The organism is Streptomyces sp. NPDC048211 (genome assembly GCF_043202315.1).
Lineage (GTDB): Bacteria > Actinomycetota > Actinomycetes > Streptomycetales > Streptomycetaceae > Streptomyces.
Genome location: NZ_JBIDAD010000001.1, coordinates 281,435 through 296,902, shown reverse-complemented (window position 1 = coordinate 296,902; position 15,468 = coordinate 281,435). Strand labels below are relative to the sequence as shown.

15 protein-coding genes and 1 pseudogene are annotated in these 15,468 nt (G+C 70.4%); 11 read left to right on the top strand and 5 right to left on the bottom strand.

Annotated elements, in window-relative coordinates; genetic code table 11:
* The first annotated feature begins 123 nt into the window (after nucleotides 1-123).
* On the top strand, nucleotides 124-1,107 hold the full coding sequence (locus tag ACGFZA_RS01435) for an Lrp/AsnC family transcriptional regulator (protein ID WP_385284158.1): 984 nt from the start codon (nucleotides 124-126) through the stop codon (nucleotides 1,105-1,107).
* Between the two features lie 126 nt (nucleotides 1,108-1,233).
* On the opposite strand, the gene ACGFZA_RS01430 is transcribed toward ACGFZA_RS01435, so the two are convergent.
* The 3 genes from ACGFZA_RS01430 to ACGFZA_RS01420 form a co-directional block, all read right to left on the bottom strand.
* Complete coding sequence (locus ACGFZA_RS01430) at nucleotides 1,234-3,117, bottom strand: ABC transporter ATP-binding protein (RefSeq protein WP_393677592.1); 1,884 nt, start codon at nucleotides 3,115-3,117, stop codon at nucleotides 1,234-1,236.
* A 356-nt stretch (nucleotides 3,118-3,473) separates the two neighbouring features.
* Nucleotides 3,474-3,680: a DUF397 domain-containing protein gene (locus ACGFZA_RS01425; RefSeq protein WP_393676385.1), complete on the bottom strand. Its 207-nt coding sequence runs from the start codon at nucleotides 3,678-3,680 to the stop codon at nucleotides 3,474-3,476.
* Entirely contained in the window at nucleotides 3,677-4,528 is an 852-nt protein-coding gene (locus tag ACGFZA_RS01420) for a helix-turn-helix domain-containing protein (RefSeq protein WP_393676383.1), read from the bottom strand. The genes ACGFZA_RS01425 and ACGFZA_RS01420 overlap by 4 nt, the downstream gene beginning before the upstream one ends.
* A gap of 136 nt (nucleotides 4,529-4,664) precedes the next feature.
* On the opposite strand from ACGFZA_RS01420, the gene ACGFZA_RS01415 reads away from it, so the two are divergent.
* A complete protein-coding gene (locus ACGFZA_RS01415; RefSeq protein ID WP_393676381.1) occupies nucleotides 4,665-5,153 on the top strand; it encodes an ATP-binding protein in 489 nt (162 codons plus the stop codon).
* Nucleotides 5,154-5,386: 233 nt separating this feature from the next.
* Here ACGFZA_RS01415 and ACGFZA_RS01410 read toward each other — a convergent pair whose 3' ends face one another.
* Nucleotides 5,387-5,797: a hypothetical protein gene (locus tag ACGFZA_RS01410; RefSeq protein WP_385288895.1), complete on the bottom strand. Its 411-nt coding sequence runs from the start codon at nucleotides 5,795-5,797 to the stop codon at nucleotides 5,387-5,389.
* Between the two features lie 614 nt (nucleotides 5,798-6,411).
* Here ACGFZA_RS01410 and ACGFZA_RS01405 point away from each other — a divergent pair.
* Nucleotides 6,412-6,801 (top strand): RidA family protein, encoded by a 390-nt coding sequence (locus ACGFZA_RS01405; RefSeq protein WP_393677589.1) that lies wholly within the window; start codon nucleotides 6,412-6,414, stop codon nucleotides 6,799-6,801.
* A 36-nt stretch (nucleotides 6,802-6,837) separates the two neighbouring features.
* On the opposite strand, the gene ACGFZA_RS01400 is transcribed toward ACGFZA_RS01405, so the two are convergent.
* Entirely contained in the window at nucleotides 6,838-7,755 is a 918-nt protein-coding gene (locus ACGFZA_RS01400) for a LysR substrate-binding domain-containing protein (protein ID WP_393676379.1), read from the bottom strand.
* A 141-nt stretch (nucleotides 7,756-7,896) separates the two neighbouring features.
* Here ACGFZA_RS01400 and ACGFZA_RS01395 point away from each other — a divergent pair, with 141 nt between their 5' ends.
* The 8 genes and pseudogenes from ACGFZA_RS01395 to ACGFZA_RS01360 all read left to right on the top strand — a co-directional run.
* The gene (locus ACGFZA_RS01395; protein WP_393676377.1) at nucleotides 7,897-8,322 is read left to right on the top strand and encodes a nuclear transport factor 2 family protein; all 426 of its coding nucleotides are present in this window, start codon (nucleotides 7,897-7,899) and stop codon (nucleotides 8,320-8,322) included.
* A 25-nt stretch (nucleotides 8,323-8,347) separates the two neighbouring features.
* On the top strand, nucleotides 8,348-9,277 hold the full coding sequence (locus ACGFZA_RS01390; RefSeq protein ID WP_393676375.1) for a zinc-binding dehydrogenase: 930 nt from the start codon (nucleotides 8,348-8,350) through the stop codon (nucleotides 9,275-9,277).
* A 163-nt stretch (nucleotides 9,278-9,440) separates the two neighbouring features.
* Nucleotides 9,441-9,914, top strand: a complete 474-nt coding sequence (locus ACGFZA_RS01385; RefSeq protein ID WP_393676373.1) for a carboxymuconolactone decarboxylase family protein — start codon at nucleotides 9,441-9,443, stop codon at nucleotides 9,912-9,914.
* 139 nt (nucleotides 9,915-10,053) lie between these two features.
* Nucleotides 10,054-10,977: an RNA polymerase sigma-70 factor gene (locus tag ACGFZA_RS01380; RefSeq protein ID WP_385288910.1), complete on the top strand. Its 924-nt coding sequence runs from the start codon at nucleotides 10,054-10,056 to the stop codon at nucleotides 10,975-10,977.
* A 170-nt stretch (nucleotides 10,978-11,147) separates the two neighbouring features.
* Entirely contained in the window at nucleotides 11,148-12,593 is a 1,446-nt protein-coding gene (gene argG / locus ACGFZA_RS01375) for an argininosuccinate synthase (protein ID WP_326738122.1), read from the top strand.
* A gap of 307 nt (nucleotides 12,594-12,900) precedes the next feature.
* Nucleotides 12,901-13,896: a type I pantothenate kinase gene (coaA, locus tag ACGFZA_RS01370; protein WP_393676370.1), complete on the top strand. Its 996-nt coding sequence runs from the start codon at nucleotides 12,901-12,903 to the stop codon at nucleotides 13,894-13,896.
* Nucleotides 13,897-13,923: 27 nt separating this feature from the next.
* Nucleotides 13,924-14,898, top strand: a complete 975-nt coding sequence (locus tag ACGFZA_RS01365) for a DUF389 domain-containing protein (RefSeq protein ID WP_393676368.1) — start codon at nucleotides 13,924-13,926, stop codon at nucleotides 14,896-14,898.
* A gap of 124 nt (nucleotides 14,899-15,022) precedes the next feature.
* Nucleotides 15,023-15,292 (top strand): annotated as a pseudogene (locus ACGFZA_RS01360) (PH domain-containing protein); the annotation flags it as partial.
* Between the last annotated feature and the right edge of the window lie 176 nt (nucleotides 15,293-15,468).

The following is a 15,468-nucleotide window of genomic DNA, read 5'->3' as shown; positions in this document are numbered from 1 at the left end:
TTTCTCCCTGTACGGCTTCGGTGTGGTCGGCGACCACTCCCCGTACGATCGGAGAAGCGCGGCCGAAACCACCGGCCAGAGAGCGCGGATCGGCGGAATTCGACTTGGATGAGGCCACCACCGATGGAATCCAACACAGCGGGCGATGCTCTCGACCTCCGGATCCTGCACGCGCTGGAGCTGGACGCCCGCGCCCCGTTCAGCCGGATCGCGGCCGTTCTCGGCGTCTCCGACCAGACCGTGGCCCGCCGCTTCCGCAGACTGCGGTCCGAGGCGGGCCTCCGGGTCGTCGGGGTCCGCTGCGCGGCAGCCGAGGACTCGCTCGACCACTGGCTGCTGCGCGTGCGCTGCGCCCCCGAGGGCGCGACGGCCATCGCGGAAGCCCTGGCCAAACGGCCGGACACGGCGTGGATCGGCCTCACTTCGGGCGGTACGGAGGTCACCTGCACGGCGAACGTCCGCTCGCGGGACGACGCGGACGACCTGCTCCTCGGCAAGCTGCCGCGTACCCCGCACATCGTCGACATCCGCGCCCACCAATTGCTGCACCGGTTCTACGGCGGGCCGTCCGGCTGGCTCCACAAGAGCGGCGCGCTGTCCCCCGAGCAGTCGGCGGCTCTCACTCCCGCGCCCCTTCCGGAACACCGGGGCCCGGCCGTCATCACCGCCGAGGACGAACCCCTGGTCACCGCGCTGGAGGCGGACGGCCGGGCCACGTACCCCGAACTCCAGAAGGCCACGGGCCGCTCCGAGTCAGCGATCAAGCGCAGCATGGCCCACCTCGTGGCCTCGGGCGCGCTGTACGTGGACGTCGAGTTCGACTCCGGCCACTTCGGCTTCCGCCACCCGACGATGCTCTGCATCACCGCCGCGCCCCGCGCCCTGCGCACGGTGGGCGAGGCGCTCGCCATCCACCCGGAGGTCGCCTACGCGGCGGCGACCACGGGCACGTCCAACCTGGTGGCGGTCGTGATCACCCGCGACACGGGCCATCTGTACCGGTACCTGAGCGAGCGTCTGGGCGCGCTGGAGGGAGTCGAGCATGTGGAATCGATGCCGTTCCTGCGCCGCGTCAAGCAGCTGACCTACCGGCCGTTCCGGGGGTAGCCGTAAGCACTGAGGGGTGAAGTAGGAGCGGCTCATACTTTGAGCCGCTCCTACTTCGGGAAAGCCCGTGGCCTTCACCTGACATACCCGTGGGCTGCGTCCGGCAGCGGTGGGTCCGGCCCGCCGTCACCGGTCCTTGGCGAGGGCCACGAGTTCGGCGAACAGACCCCCGGCATGGATCAGGTCGTCGTACGTACCGTCCTCGGTCACCCGGCCGTGCTCCATGACGATGATCCGGTCGGCCAGCCGGGTGTTCTCCAGCTGGTGCGTCACGACGATCGTCATGCAGTCGGCGGCCAGCCGCTTGATCTCCAGGAACATCCGGTGCTCTCCCCGGGCGTCCATCTGCGAGGTCGGCTCGTCCAGGATCAGCAGCGGAGTCCGCCGGTACAGCGCCCGTGCGCACGCGAGCCGCTGCCACTGGCCGCCGGAGAGCTCCGCCCCGCCGAACAGTTCACGGGCGAGCAGGGTGTCGAGCCGGTTCGGCAGTTCTTCCACGGCCTCGCGCATGCCCACCGCGTCGACGGCCTTCCACACCAGGTCGTCGTCCCACGACCTGGGCTGGCCCAGCGTGACGTTCTCGCGGGCCCGCAGCGGCCAGGTGGCGAAGTTCTGCGGTACGAGCGCGGTCCGCTTCCACACGGCCTCGGCGTCGGCGTGCGCCAGGTCGACGCCGTCCCACAGCACCCGGCCCTTGTCCGGGAGGAGGAGGCCGGTGATGAGCTTGGTGAGCGTCGACTTGCCGGAGCCGTTCTCGCCGACCACGGCCAGGATCTCGCCCCGGCGCAGGGTCAGCGAGACGCCGTCGACGGCGGGCTGCTCCTTGCCCGGGTACTGGTGGACCACGCCGTCGAGCCGGATCTCGTCCACCACCTCCGGGATCGTCAGCTCGCCGCGCTTCGGAGCGCGTTGGTCGGCCAGGTCGAGGAACGCGCGCATGTCGGCGAGGTAGAGCGACGTGTGGAACAGGGCGGCACCCTGGATGACGAGCTGCGCCAGCGCGCCGAGGGTGGTCTGCACGGCGACGACGGCGGTCGCGGCGACCGCCAGGGGGACGCGCCCCGTGGTGGCCAGCCACGCGAGGAGGACCCAGGTACCCGTGAGGAAGACACCGCTGACGGCGCTGGTGGACACGTCGATGCGCAGCTGCCGCGGTGCGGCGGTCAGGGTGCGCCGGTCGATGCGCCCGGACAGGGACCGGTACCAGAACAGGAGGTAGCCGGTCATGCCGTTGGCGCGGACCTCGTCGCCGTACCGCGAGGACGTGGCCCACCAGCGCATCATGCCGCGCACGTTCCGGTCGCCCACGTTGAGGTAGTGCGTCTCGTAGTCCACCCGGGCCCGGAGAACGGCGCCGAGCCCGGCCGGGAACACGGCGAGCAGGAGGGCGGGAAGCATGGTCCAGTGCAGGACGGTGATGACACCGCCCGCGGCGGCCATACGGACACCCGCCGCCATGAACCGCTGGGCGTCGCCGACCAGGGTGGTGGTGCGGGTGACTCCCACTTCGGCGGCTTCCTGCCGGTCCGCGAAGCCGTCCTCCCCGTACGCGGCCACCTCGACCCGGCACACGGCGGCGACCAGCGCCACATCGGCCTCGGTCATCAGCAGGGGCGTGATCCGGCGCTCCGCGTGCGAGGCGAGGGACATGCCGAGACGGCCCGCCCCGGCGGCGACGGCCACCACGACGAGCGCGGGCAGAGCGCCGTGCAGGCGTTCGGATACGGAGCCTGTGGCCAGCAGGTACGTCATCGCCCTGGCCGTGAAGGCGAGCGTGAGGGCGGCCGCGGTTCCGGTGAGGAGCTGGCAGCCCAGGAGGATCAGGACAGCGGCCCGGTCCACGGCCCAGGCGAGGCGGACGGTATGCCGCAGAACACCGGGAAGGCGTCCGCACATGGTGCGGAAACCGGCTTCTGCCAGCGGGTTCCTGCCGTGCTTGCCCTGGAAGTCGAGAACGGCCGGGGGTGGGGGTGGTGGTGTATCCGAGTGCGCGGTCAAGGCGTCAGTCACAGTCACCTGCGTCCCTCCTGGGACTCGGTGCCGCACCTGGATGGCTCGGCGGTGCACGGCCTAACGACGCGCACGGAGAATCGAACGCACTCGATTCCGGACGCGTGTGACCTCAGCAACGACAGGGGTCCGCGGGCTCCCGCCGCGCGCTGGAGCGGTCCCGGAACGGCGCGTTGTGGCCGAATCGCCGAGGCTTGAAACGCCTGTGACGGATGGGTTTCGAAGCGGGTGGCGGCCGCATGGTTCGCGCTCCCGGCCCGACGGACGCGCGGCCGGGGAAGTAACCCCATGACGTCCGCGAGGGCCTGTGACGCGCGTGCGTCACAGGCCCTCGCGGACGTCGGCCGGACCGGCGATCAGACGGCGCAGGCGTACGGGACGAAGTCGGCCCAGGCGGCCGGGGTGAAGCCGAGCTCGGGGCCGGGGATGTTCTTCGAGTCGCGGACGTGGACGGTGGCGGGGGCGGCGGCTACCTCGACGCACTGTGGGCCGTCATTGGTGCTGTAACTGCTCTTGACCCAGGTCAGATCTGAAGGGTTTGCAGCCGAGGGCTTGGCACTCATGTCTCTCCCAGCAGTTTTTCGATGAAGGTCCGCGACAGCCGAGGCGTGAGCGCTTGTGCCCTGATCATGCCGTACCGCATCTCAAGGATCTGAACTTCCCTGGGATCGCTGATCAGTCGGCTGATGAGCTGGACCTCGTTGTGTCCCACAGCCGAACCGTCACTCAACTTGAGCACCTCGTGCGAGCCGCCCAAGCCTGCGTGCTCCTCTGCCTCCGTCGGCATCACCTGGATTTCGACGTGCCTCAACACACTCAGTTCTAGCAGGCGTTCGAGCTGTTCACGCAACACGTTTTTCCCGCCCGTCGGCCTGCGGAGCGTTGCCTCTTCCTGGACGAAAGTCAGCAGAGGGGCAGGCCGGCGTTCGAAGACTGACTGACGTGCCATGCGGGCCGCCACGAGCCGGTCGACCTGCTCCTCCGTGTACGCGGGGCGCCGTTCTCCGTACAGGGCCCGCGCATACGCCTCGGTCTGGAGCAAGCCGTCGATGACGACACCGGCATACGAACCGATCTCCACCGCCTCGGCCTCCAGCTTGGCCAGGTCCCGGACCTTCTTCGGGTACCGCGCCTCCGCCACGTCCTGCTTCATCGCGGCGATCCTGCCGCCCGCCCCCAGCGCCTCGTCCGCCCGGTCGAGGAACTCCGGCTTCGGAATCCGCGTCCCGGCCTCCACCTTGTAGACCAGGTTCTCCCCGTACCCGATCGCCTCGCCGAGCTCAGCGGCACGTAACCCCGCCGCCTCCCGCCAGAGGCGGATCTGCCGGCCGACCACCGCGATCACGGCGCCCGAATCGTCCTCGGGTTCGGCGCCCCACTCCCGCTCGTCCGTACCGTCGTTGACACCCATACGCCACCCGCCTCCGCCCGTGACCGGCACCTGACCGCTGTACGCGTGGGACAGGCCCGTATAGCGGCTGGACAGTCACCGTCCGTACACGCGTCACTGCTGTTCAGCGTAGACACGGGCCGCCACGCTGAGTGACGTGAACCGAGAAATCACCCCACCACGCTCCCGGAGCGGCCAGTTCGCCGTGCAGCTCTCCGCCACCCGCCGGGGCGCCCGCCTGGCCCGCCTGCTGGCGAGGGAGCAGCTCCGCTCCTGGGGCCTGCCGCTGGAGGACGCGAGCCATGTCGTCGCCGAACTGGCGGCCAACGCCGTGCTGCACGGATACGTACCGGGGCGGGACTTCCGCGTCCTGCTGACGGTCGACGGGGACAGGCTCCGTATCGAGGTCACGGACGCGCGCGGCGATCAGCTGCCGCGCGTCCTGCGGCAGTCCGAGGCGTACGAGTCGGGCCGGGGGCTGATCGTCGTCGGCGCGTTGGCCACCCGCTGGGGCGTCGAGCCCGGGCCGTTCCCCCGCAAGACCGTCTGGGCGGAGCTCGCGCTGACCGGGTCCGCAATCCACGACCCGGTGGGCCGCGACGCGGCTGCGTACGACGCGGTGACGCACGACGTAAAAGGCTTTTAAGTCCTTCGGGAAGAAGAAACTGCGACTTTCGCCTCTTTCCGGAAGTGTGACGCGAAGTCGAACGCATCACGCCGGGCACCGTCGTCCAGCACACTCACCCCTGCGGCCTTCGCATGAACAAGCTTCCGTGGCGGAATGCATGGTCAGGCGAAGGCCGTCCGCCTGCCCGGCGAACTCTCCAACGAGTGGGCCCGTACGGGACGACGTTCGAGGCCAGAGGTTAAAATACAAGCTCAGGCGCTACCGAAAGTAATTTCGCCACAGGTCTCCCACAGGATTCCGTCCGTCGCAGTGCCGGACCAATCACCGAGGCAGGACTTGATGCCTACCTGGGCATTTTCAGCGAATTCCATATTTACCCTTCTCGTAGTGTCGGCACCTTTACTGTTCCAGTAGTAGTAGGTGGAGTTGGCGATGTTGATGACACCGACGGCAGAGTGACCGTCCGCACACGTGTCTGTGACAGTCAGCCATTCGCCGTACGACTCGAAGCCGGTCTTCCCTCCGTACGAGCAGCTCGATCCCAGTTCGTGGCGGGAGTGGGCGACATACTTTGCGTTACCGGCAGCATTGGCAGGAGCTGCAGCGAAGGCCGCCAAGGCTAGCGACGAGGCAGTGATGGCTACACGTGCAAGCATGCGCATTTGCGTTCCTTTTCTTTCAGGTTTACTTTATCAATATTGTCGGCGCGGGGATCGAATAGCGCGATCTGACTCTCTGGTCGGATCCGAAAGAGCAACTGTTGCATTTCGCTTGAAGCGCGATCCGCCCCATGTGTGACGGCGGCAAAGAAAGCATTCCCTATCCGGGTTGCAGGGCGCTTGCAATCCGATTGCAGCGCGCCTGCAGCGAGGTGTTGGAGCCCAGCCCCCTGACCAATCGCCGCTTTGAGTTCGGCGGTGGTGCGGGTGGCGAGGGTGCGGCCCAGTTGGACTGCGGCGCGCAGGCGCGTGTCGAGGGCTTCGCTGCGGCGGGTGATCGCCCTCTCGGACTGAGACGGCCCCCGCCGGGATTGCCATCCCGGGCGAGAACCTGACCGCCTGGACCGGACGGCCTCGGCGGTCCTGACCGACCTGGCGCAGCGGACCCCCGCGTTCGAGCTCAACCGCGCCGAGTGCCGACGGGAGCTCACCGCCGCCCCATAGCGACCGGGCGGGGCCTGTCCGAACTCGCCCGCCCGTGCCTATCGTTGGGTCGCCGAGCAGACCCGGGGAGAGAGGTTGCCGTGGAGGACGAGACCGACGGTTCCGAAGAGACCATGCTGACCCACAACCCGCCCGACGGGGTCGCACCCGCCCGGGGCTACAGCCATGTGGTCATGGGTGAGGGCAGGCTGGTCGTGATCTCCGGCCAGGTCGCCCTGGACGAGAAGGGAAGCGTGGTCGGGGAGGGTGATCCCGCCGCCCAGGCCCGTCAGGTCTTCGAGAACCTGAGGCGTTGCCTCGCAGCGGGGGAAGCGACGTTCGCCGACGTCGCCAAGCTCACCTTCTACGTCACCGACATCGGGTTCCTGCCGGCCGTCCGGGACGCGCGGGACGCGCACATCGACGTGAAACGGCCCCCGGCCAGTACCGCCGTACAGGTGGCCGCGCTCATCCGGCCGGAGTTGCTCATCGAGGTGGAGGCGCTCGCCATCATCCCCTGGTGACCCGGCGAAGTGACCGGGTGCGCGCCGCGCCGGGGGTCACACGGCCGCGTCCGGCGACCGCAGCCAGCCGCCCGCCCGGGCCGTCTCGCCTGCCGTACGCAGCAGTTGGGCCACGACGGGGCGTGCGCCGCTGCCCCTCGTCAGCAGGTGCAGCTCGATGGCGACTCCCCCGGCCAGCGGCCTCCACACCAGGCCCGCGGGCAGGCTCGACGCGGCCGATCCGCCGACGACGGAGACGGCGTCGCCGCGTACCACCGGGGTGTGACCGGCGTCGAACGACAGCGGGCGGAGCATCAGCCGCGGGCTGACGCCGACACGGTCCAGGATGGCGGTGATCGCGTCGTAGTGACCGGGGTTGGCCTCGCGCGGGTGCACGAGAAGGGTTTCGCCGGCCAGGGCGACGGGGTCGATGACCGGCTCGGCGGCGAGCCGGTGCCCGGCGGCCATGAGGACGCCCTGCGGCTCCAGCCGGACGAGCGTCCGTACGAGCTCGGGCGTGGGCGGCGGGCAGCGGACGAGGCCCGCGTCGAGGGTGCCGTCGGCGACACCGGCGAGGATCTCGGCCGTGGGGAGGAGTTGCGTGGTGGTGGCGATGCCGGGCCGGCGTTCGGCCAGGGCGGCGAGGAGGGCGGGGGCCGTCTCGTAACTCGTGCTCATGCTGTACCCGAAGGCCAGCGTGCCCTGCCCGCCGCCGGCGAAGCCGCGTACGTCGCGCCAGAGCCGGTCGGCCTCCTCGCAGAGGGCGGCGCCCCGCTCCATCAACACCGCGCCCGCTTCGGTCGGTTCGACGGAGTGGGTGGTGCGGTCGAGGAGTTGCACGCCCAAGTCCTTCTCCAGTTCGCGTATCTGCCGGCTGAGCGCGGGCTGGGCGATGTGGAGCCGCTCGGCGGCACGGGTGAAGTTGCGTTCCTCGGCCACGGCCAGGAAGTAGCGCAGGCGCCGAAGTTCTGACATGCGCAGCAGCATACGAGCGGCGCTGAGCTGGGGCGATGCCGGTCCGTTCTGGAGCGATCGAAAACAGGTCTTTCCCTGCGCACCCCTCCCCTTCCTAGCCTTCAGGAGTCGGAGCACAACCGCAGGAAAGGCCACGGAATCATGAACACCACCGCTACCCCCGCCACCGCCGTTCCCACCCCGAAGGACGTCGTCCTCGACTACATGAACGCTCTCGCCGAGGGTGACATGGACCGGTTGCGCGCGTTCTTCGACGCCGACGTGACCTGGACGCTCGCCGGGGACCTGCCGGTGTCGGGCACCTGGACCGGGCCGGACGAGATCTTCGACGCGTTCGTGGCCCAGATGGTCGCCCGGCTGGTGCCGGAGTCGATGGAGATCGAGTTCGAGGGCGTGATCGCCGAGGGCGAGCGGGTCCTGGCGGAGTGGAACACACGGGGGCTGACCAGGAAGGGCGCCCGGTACGACCAGCACTGCCTGGCCGTCTTCACGGTCCGGGACGGCCGCATCGCGTCGGTCCGCGAGCACTTCGACACGCTGCACGCCCACACCGTCGTCTTCGCGTGAGCCGGGAAGAGGCAGGGAGCATCCGATGAGAGCACTGATTCCCACCCCCGAGGGCACGGTCCTCCTGGGCGAAGCCCCGGAGCCCGGGCCCGCCCAAGACGAGGCCCTGATCGCGGTGGAGGCGTACTCCGTCAACCGGGGCGAGACCTTCCAGCTCGACGGGCAGCTGGACCGGCGCTGGGCGGGCTGGCGGCCCGGCAAGGACGTCGCGGGCACGGTCGCAAGGGCGGCAGCCGACGGTACCGGACCGGCTGCGGGCACCCGGGTCGTCGCCCACCCGCCCGCGTACGGCTGGGCCGAGCACGTCGCCGTCCCCGTCCACAGCGTGGCCGAACTCCCGGACAGCGTCGACGCGGTGACGGCGGCGGCACTCCCCCTGGCGGGCATCACCGCGCTACGCCTGCTCCGGGCGGCCGGCCCGGTGGCGGGGCGGCGGCTGCTGATCACCGGGGCGAGCGGAGGCGTCGGCCACTACGTCACGGAGCTGGCCGCATCGTCGGGCGCGGCGGTCACGGCGGTCAGCGCGACGCCGGAACGGGGGGCGAGGCTGCTGGACCTGGGCGCCCGTGCCGTGGTGACGTCACCGGACGAGGCGCAGGGACCGTACGACATCGTGCTGGAGTCGGTGGGCGGAGACTCCCTGCCCACGGCCCTGGGCCGGCTGGCCCCGGGCGGACTGCTGGTCTGGTTCGGCCAGGCGAGCCGCACCCCGGTGACGCTGGACTTCTTCGACTTCTTCAAGGGACCGGCCCAGGCCCGTATCGCCCACTTCGACTACACCCGCGCGGACACGACGTACGCCGACGATCTCGCCACCCTGGTCCGGCTGGTGGCGGGCGGTCGCCTCCACCCGGAGATCGGTTCGGTACGGGACTGGTCACGGACGGCGGAGGTCATCGGGGACATCCGGGGGCGGCGGGTGCGGGGGAACGCGGTGCTGACCGTCGGGAGGTGAGGGCGCACGACGCCGTCGAGCAACAGCTCCGCCCTGCCGCTCGCCCGTCCGTCATCCCTGTCGGCGACGGCACAGGGCCCGCCGCTCACGCATCCGTGTCACAGGGCATCGGGCTGTCTCGTCCCAGGGGGTGTAACCACCGACGAGCACGGAGGAGCACATCATGGACGCGCGACTGAACTACTTCGCCGACCCCACGTCGGCCAAGGTCCTCAAGCACTTCATGTCGGCGGGCAAGGCGCTGAAGGAGACGACGCTGCCGGCTACGACGCAGGAGCTGACGGCCCTGCGGGTGAGCCAGATCAACGGCTGCGCCGTCTGCATCGACATGCACACCAAGGAGGCCGCCGCGGCGGGCGAGACCGCGGTGCGGCTGCACCTGGTGGCGGCGTGGCGCGAGGCCACGGTCTTCACTCCTGCCGAACGGGCCGCGCTGGAGCTGGCGGAGCAGGGCACCAGGGTCGCGGACGCGGCCGGCGGGGTCGACGACGAGGTGTGGGCGCGGGCTGCGAAGCACTACGACGAGGAACAGCTCGCCGCGCTGGCGGCCCTGATCGCCTTCATGAACGCGGCGAACCGGCTGAACATCATCGCCCAGCAGCCGGCCGGGGACTACGAAGCCGGGCAGTTCCACTGAGGTCCCGCCGACGCCCGGGGCGCTGTCGGACGCCCCGGGCCGCCAGAGGTCTTGTACGGCCCCGCCGATGAACACAGGATCAAGCCGGAACGTGCCCCCTCCGGGAGGGCGGGGCGGTGGACCTCAAAGGAGATGCGACGTGGACAAGGTCGGAGAGTTCGAGGAGCTGCGGCCGCTGCTGTTCTCCATCGCCTACCGGATCCTGGGCAGTGTGAGCGAGGCCGAGGACGCGGTGCAGGAGACGTGGCTGCGCTTCGACCGCTCGGCGGCCCGCCCCACGTCGGTCAAGGCGTTCCTGTCGACCACGGTGACGCGGCTCTCGATCGACGTGCTGCGCTCCGCGCGGGTGCGGCGGGAGGAGTACGCGGGCCCGTGGTTCCCCGAGCCGCTGCTGAGCGACCCGTATCAGGATCCGGCGCGCTCGGCGGAGCTGGCCGACTCGGTTTCGATGGCCGCGTTGCTGCTGCTGGAGCGGCTCAGCCCGCTGGAGCGGTCGGTGTTCGTCCTGCGGGAGGTGTTCGGCTTCGGGTTCGACGACGTCGCCTCGGCGGTCGGGCGTTCGGAGGCGGCGTGCCGGCAGCTGCTGGTACGGGCCCGGCGGCACATGGAGGCCGGGAGGCCCCGGTTCGAAGCGGACCGTCAGGAGCGTGAGGAGCTGGCGAAGCGGTTCTTCGACGCCCTCCGCGAAGGCGACGTCGCCGGTCTGCGGGACCTGCTGGCCGCCGACGTACAGCTGGTCGGGGACGGTGGCGGCAAGGCACCGCAGCTGGCCAGGGCCGTCGTCGGCGCCGAGAACGTGGCCCGGCTGCTGGCGTCCGTCTTCCCGGTGATGGCCCGGATCGACGTGACGTGGGAGCCGCAGCAGGTCAACGCCCAGCCCGGTGCCGTCTTCCGCGACAGGGACGGCAAGGTGCTCCACACCCTGACCCTCGACGTGCTCGGCGGGCGGATCCAGACCATCCGCACGGTGCTCAACCCCGACAAGCTCGGCCACCTCGGACCGGTCGCCGACGCCTGGACCATCAGCGACGAGGTGAGACGGGCCCGACGCCAGACGAAGTGACCCCGGGCAGGCCGACCGGCTGCGCCGCCGGTCTCCTCCCGGGGCGGCCCTGCCCCGCTCTCCTCCCGGGGCGGCCGGGGCAGCCCCGTGCCATGGTGGGATTCCGGGGTCCGGGGCCACAGGATTCACCTCGCGTTGCATGATCATGCGAGATGATGCATAATCTTCCTATGTCTAAGGTCCTCACCTCCCTGCCCACCGGCGAGCGCGTCGGCATCGCCTTCTCGGGCGGCCTCGACACCTCGGTCGCGGTCGCGTGGATGCGCGACAAGGGTGCCGTCCCGTGCACCTACACCGCCGACATCGGCCAGTACGACGAGCCCGACATCGCCTCCGTGCCCGGCCGTGCCAAGGCCTACGGCGCCGAGCTCGCGCGACTGGTCGACTGCCGTGCGGCGCTCGTCGAGGAGGGGCTGGCCGCGCTCACCTGCGGGGCGTTCCACATCCGCTCGGGCGGGCGGGCGTACTTCAACACCACGCCGCTCGGCCGCGCCGTCACCGGCACGCTCCTGGTCCGGGCGATGCTTGAGGACGACGTACAGATCTGGGGCGACGGCTCCACGTACAAGGGCAACGACATCGAGCGGTTCTACCGCTACGGCCTCCTCGCCAACCCGCACCTGCGGATCTACAAGCCCTGGCTCGACGCGGACTTCGTGACCGAGCTCGGCGGCCGCAAGGAGATGTCCGAGTGGCTGGTCGCCCATGACCTGCCGTACCGCGACAGCACGGAGAAGGCGTACTCCACCGACGCCAACATCTGGGGCGCCACCCACGAGGCCAAGACCCTGGAGCACCTGAACACCGGCGTCGAGACCGTCGACCCGATCATGGGCGTCAAGTTCTGGGACCCCTCGGTCGAGATCGAGACCGAGGACGTCACGATCGGCTTCGACCAGGGCCGCCCGGTCACCATCAACGGCGAGAAGTTCGACTCCGCCGTCGACCTGGTGATGAAGGCGAACGGCATCGGCGGCCGTCACGGCATGGGCATGTCGGACCAGATCGAGAACCGGATCATCGAGGCCAAGAGCCGGGGCATCTACGAGGCCCCCGGCATGGCCCTGCTGCACGCCGCGTACGAGCGCCTCGTCAACGCGATCCACAACGAGGACACCCTCGCCCAGTACCACAACGAGGGCCGACGCCTGGGCCGTCTCATGTACGAGGGCCGCTGGCTGGACCCGCAGGCGCTGATGGTGCGCGAGTCGATCCAGCGCTGGGTCGGCACCGCCGTCACCGGCGAGGTCACGCTGCGGCTGCGGCGCGGCGAGGACTACTCGATCCTCGACACCACGGGCCCGGCGTTCAGCTACCACCCGGACAAGCTGTCCATGGAGCGCACCGAGGACTCCGCGTTCGGCCCGGTCGACCGGATCGGCCAGCTCACGATGCGCAACCTCGACATCGCCGACTCCCGCGCCAAGCTGGAGCAGTACGCGGGCCTCGGCCTGATCGGCACCGCCAACCCGGCCATCGGCGCGGCCCAGGCCGCCGCCACCGGCCTGATCGGCTCGCTGCCCGAGGGCGGCGCCCAGGCCATCGCCTCCCGCGGTGAGGTCTCCGAAGCCGACGAGATGCTGGACCGCGCCGCGATGGAGTCCGGCACGGACTAGGGCGCGTTCTGAAAGTAGCGTCGTCCGCCCGGAGTGCGGGGCTCGCGGCGTCCGGTGCGGTGCATCGCAAGGCGGAGGGTCGCCCGCGTACTGGACGTACTCGGGCGATCCCGACAACGCGGCGAGGTGCCGTGCCAGGCGTCGCGAGCCAGACCGGACTTTCACCACACGCCCTAGTACCCCGCCCCGCGAAAAGGCCGGCCCGGCGCACTGCGCGCCGGGCCGGCCTTTTCGTCCGCCCGCCACGTGACCGAGCCCACCCCCCACTCCGTTCGAACTCCCGTCGAACTCCCGCAACAATGAACCCGTGATCACCTCGCCGACACGGAGCACGAACCGACGCGCCGATACCGCCGCGACGCCGTACGTCGACCTCTCCCGGGCGGAGTGGAGCGCGCTGCGCGACAAGACGCCGCTGCCGCTGACGGCCGACGAGGTGGAGCGGCTGCGCGGACTCGGGGACGTCATCGACCTCGACGAGGTACGGGACGTCTACCTGCCGCTCTCGCGCCTCCTCAATCTGTACGTCCAGGCCACCTCCGGACTGCGCGGCGCCCTGAACACCTTCCTCGGGGACGCGGGCAACGGGCACGGGGAACAGCGCGGGACCCCGTTCGTCATAGGGGTCGCGGGCAGTGTCGCGGTGGGGAAGTCCACCAGCGCCCGTATCCTCCAGGCGCTGCTGGCCCGCTGGCCGGAGCACCCGCGGGTGGAGCTGGTGACCACGGACGGGTTCCTGCTGCCGATGAAGGAGCTCCACGCGCGCGGGCTGATGTCGCGCAAGGGCTTCCCGGAGTCGTACGACCGGCGCGCCCTGACCCGTTTCGTCGCCGACATCAAGGCGGGCAAGGACGAGGTGACGGCCCCCGTCTACTCGCACCTGATCTACGACATCGTGCCGGACGAGCGGCTCACGGTACGGCGTCCGGACATCCTCATCGTCGAGGGGCTGAACGTGCTCCAGCCCGCACTGCCCGGCAAGGACGGCCGGACCAGGGTGGGGCTCGCCGACTACTTCGACTTCAGTGTGTACGTGGACGCGCGCCCCGAGGACATCGAGACCTGGTACCTCAACCGCTTCCGCAAGCTGCGCGCGACGGCGTTCCAGGACCCGTCCTCGTACTTCCGCAAGTACACACAGGTCTCCGAGGCGGAGGCGATGGAGTACGCGGCGACGATGTGGCGGACCATCAACAAGCCCAATCTGGTGGAGAACGTGGCGCCGACCCGCGGCCGTGCCACCCTGGTGCTGCGCAAGGGCCCGGACCACAAGGTCCAGCGGCTGTCACTGCGCAAGCTCTGATCCGTCCGAGCCACCCAGAGGAGCGTTGTGCTGCATCTGCGCCTGCTCGTCCCCGCCGACCGCACGGACGAGGTGACGGGCCTGCTGGAGCGGACCGTCGGCACCGCCCATCTCGTGGTGCTGCCGGGGGTGGCCCGTGATCCGGTCGGCGACGTGGTGCTGTGCGATGTCGCGCGGGAGGCGGGCGACGAACTGATCGCGGCACTGCGGCGGCTCGGGGTCGACACGTACGGTGCCATCACGGTCGAGAACATGGACCTGACCCTCTCCGCGCGCGCCGACCGGGCGGAGGAGGACGCACCGGGCGAGGGCGCCGACGCGGTGCTGTGGGAAGAGCTCGTGGAGGCCACGCACGACGAATCCACGTTCAGCGCGACCTATGTGGCGTTCCTCGCGGTCGCGACGATGCTGGCCGCCTGCGGTGTGATGCTCGACAACGCGATCCTCATCGTGGGAGCGATGGCGGTGGGGCCGGAGTTCGGGCCGTTGGCCGGGATCTCCACGGCGCTGGTGCAGCGCGCCCCGTACCTGGTGTGGCGGTCGTTGTACGCCCTGATCGGCGGCTTCGCGGCCGCCATGGTCCTGACGGCCGGCTTCGCCTGGCTGATGGACGCCTTCGGCCTCTTCGACATGGCGATGATCGAGGCGGAACGGCCCAACACGGCCTTCGTCTGGCAGCCGGACTGGATGTCGTTCGTGGTGGCGTTCCTCGCGGGGATCGCCGGGACGCTCTCCCTGACCTCCGCGAAGTCCGGAGCCCTGATCGGCGTCGCGATCTCGGTGACCACCGTGCCGGCCGCGGCGAACGCGGCGGTGGCCTTCAGCTACCGCGACTACGGCCAGATGACGGGCTCCATCCAGCAACTGCTGGCGAACCTCGGCGGCATCGTGCTCGCCGGGACGCTGACGCTGCTCGCCCAGAAGGTCCTGTGGCGGACGACCCGCCGCCACCAGCGGGCCCACCAGCGCGCCCACACCAAGCCGACCGCGCCGACGCGCTGAGCACGGGTGCCCGGCCCCGCCCGTACACCCCCGCCCTCGGGTGACGGCCCGGCAAGGTGAACACCTCGGAAACTGCCGCACATCGCCAGGGCGCGCACATACGTGCGGGTGACATGCTCCAGCCATGACCGAGGCCGGGGAAGTAATCTGCCGCATCACGCGGCCACGCGTCCTGTGGTGGTGCGTCGCGCTCGGCACGGCGGGAGCGGCACTGACCGCGGTGAGCGCGGTGCACGGGGGCGGGCTCCTGGGAGCCCTGGGGCTGCTGGTCACGCTCGTGGGCCTCTGCGCCCTGTACGTGGCCACCGCCCGGGTGAGCGCGGACGCGTACGGCCTGCGCACCCGCACGTTGCTGCGCCGCCGGACGATGCCGTGGTCCGACATCGCCGACCTGCGCGCGTACATCCAGTACGGGCGGAATCAGGAGATCAGGGGCGGCGACGGCGACACCCTCCAGAGGAGCTGGCACATCGCCGAGCTCGACGACGCGGGCACCCCGGTCCGCCTCGCGGCCGCTCCGGCCGACCTGACCCGCGTCCTCGACGAGCTGGGGCTGGGCCACCGCGACGA